Below are 2,557 nucleotides of genomic sequence, written 5' to 3'. Positions count from 1 at the left end.
GTGCCGCGTCGCCTCCCGGCGAGGGCGGCGGCCGGGTGTCCGGTGGCGTCGGCGCTCGGCTGGTGGGCCGGCCAGGGCGGGCCCGGCGGTCGATCCGGCTGGCGAAGCTGGCCGTCGGTGCCGGGCTGATCAGCGTGGCCGCGGGCGTCCTCGTCGGGATGCTCGCGCTGCCGGTCGTCGGAGCGGTCGGGCTGACCGCCAAGGGCGGCGCGGACGAGTTCATGAACCTGCCGGCGAACCTGACGGTGCCGCCGCTCGCCCAGGCGTCGCGCATTCTCGACGCGCGCGGAAACCAGATCGCCGTGCTGTCCGGTGAGCAGAACCGCGAGGTCGTGCCGCTCAGCCGGGTCCCGAAGGTGATGCGCCAGGCCATCGTCGACATCGAGGACTCCCGGTTCTACGAACACGACGGGCTGGACTACAAGGGCCTCGCCCGGGCGTATCTGACGAACCGGGAGAACGGCGAGGTGACCCAGGGCGGGTCCACTCTGACCCAGCAGTACGTCAAGAACGTGCTGCTGATGTCGGCCACCACGCCGGAGGAGAAGAAAGCCGCCACCGAGCAGACCGTGAAGCGCAAGCTGCGCGAGGCGCGCTACGCGCTCTATCTGGAAGCGCATCTCACCAAGGACGAGATTCTCGAGCGCTACCTGAACATCGCCTATTTTGGCGACGGTGCCTACGGCATCGAGGTGGCCTCCCGGCACTATTTCAACGTGGACGTCGAAAAGCTGTCCCTGCCGCAGGCGACGATGCTCGCTGGGCTGGTGAAGAACCCGACCTCCTACAATCCGGTGATTCATCCCAAGGCGGCCCGGGAACGCCGCAACGTGGTGCTCGACCGGATGCTCGAACTGCACCATGTCAGCCAGGCGGACTTCCGCGCCGCGCACGACAGCGAGGTGGTCCTCGACCGGCCGGCGCAGTCGGCCGACCCGTGCGCCGACTCCAGCGCGCCCTTCTTCTGCGCCCTGGTCCGCCAGCAGCTGCTCATCGACAGGACCTTCGCGCCCACCGAGGAGGACGCGCGCAGGCTGCTGTTCGAAGGCGGCCTGACCATCAGGACCACGCTCGACCCGGTCGCGGAGCAGGCCGCCCAGTCCGCCGCCAGCGACATCATCCCGGTCGGCAACCGGGTGGCGGCGAACGTGGTGATGATGCAGCCCGGAACCGGTCAGGTGCTGGCCGTGGCGATCAACCGGCTGTACGGCCCCAGCGATGACGGCAAACCGCCCACCGAGACCACCGACTTCACCCACACGAAGCAGGTCTACCCGGTCGACGAGAACTCCTTCAGCCCGGGATCGACCTTCAAGGTGTTCACCCTCATCTCCGCGCTCGAGGCCGGCCTCCCGCTGTCCACGACGCTGCACGCGCCGCTCTGCTACCACTCGAACGTCTTCAACAACCCGGCGCCGAAGGACTGCTTCGGCAACGCGGACCCGAGCGAGGACGGTTTCTACTCGCTGACGACCGCCACCTGGGGTTCGGTCAACACCTACTACATCCAGCTCGCCGAGAAACTGGGCGTGCGGCACACCGCCGAGATCGCCCGGCAGATGGGCGTGTCCTCCTGCCGCATCCGGGAACAGGGCAACGACGACCCGGAGTGCAAGGGCATCGACGGGATCGGCTCGCGCGATGGTTCGGCCGTCCTCGGTGCCAACGAGATCAGCACGCTGGACCTGGCGACCGCTTACTCCACCCTGGCCGCCCGGGGCCGGCGCTGCGACCCGCGCACGGTCTCTGCGATCACCCAGCGGGTCGGCGGCGCCGACCGCCCCCTGCCCTTCGACGCGGGCCCGTCCTGCGAGCAGGTGCTCGATCCCACGATCGCGGACACGGTGAGCGCCGTCCTGCAGGGCGTCATCAACCACGGCACCGCCAGTGGCAACGCCCAGATCGGCCGCCCGGCCGCAGGCAAGACGGGAACCGCCGAGGGCTTCAGTACGGCCTCCTTCGCGGGCTACATCCCGCAGCTCGCCACCGCCGTGACCCTCGCCGACCCCCGTGGGCCGCAGTCGCATCCGCTGACCGGCGTACTCGGCCGCAACGTCTTCGGCGGCGGATACCCGGCGCAGATCTGGGCCCGCGCGATGACCCGCACGATCAACGGGCTCAACCTGCCGGTCGCGCCGCTCCCACCGGAGGACCTGACCCAGCCGCAGGTGCCGACGAAGGTCGTGCCCAACGTCATCGGCCAGCCGCAGCAGGTCGCCGAGCAGATGCTCGCCCAGCTCGGCTTCCACACCTCCGCGCAGCCGGTGCCCGCCCCGGTGGCACCGGGGACGGTGGTGAACATGTCGCCGGCCCCGGGCAGCCAGGTCTCGCTCAACACCGAAGTTCAGCTCCAGATCTCCGGTGGCCTGACCGGAGTGCCGGTTCTGCCCGGCAGCGGGACACCCGGGTCGGGCGCGGTCCTCCAACCCGGCGGGGCTACGGCGCCCGGCGCCACCTTCCAGACGAGTCCGCGCGAGCAGCTCGGCGCGATCCTCACCGGCGGCACGACCGCGACGGACGCCGGAGGCCGCCGGGGACGGGGCCGGGGCCGCTGAGC

Annotated in this window: 1 protein-coding gene; it reads left to right on the top strand. The window is 70.6% G+C overall.

Features of this window, described 5'->3' with window-relative positions; all coding sequences use genetic code 11:
* Nucleotides 1–35: 35 nt before the first annotated feature.
* A complete protein-coding gene (locus MXD58_RS28750; protein ID WP_374616789.1) occupies nt 36–2,555 on the top strand; it encodes a penicillin-binding protein in 2,520 nt (839 codons plus the stop codon).
* Nucleotides 2,556–2,557: the final 2 nt, after the last annotated feature.

The organism is Frankia sp. AgKG'84/4, assembly GCF_023242965.2.
Classification (GTDB): domain Bacteria; phylum Actinomycetota; class Actinomycetes; order Frankiales; family Frankiaceae; genus Frankia.
This window is presented reverse-complemented; position numbering and strand designations above follow the sequence as displayed.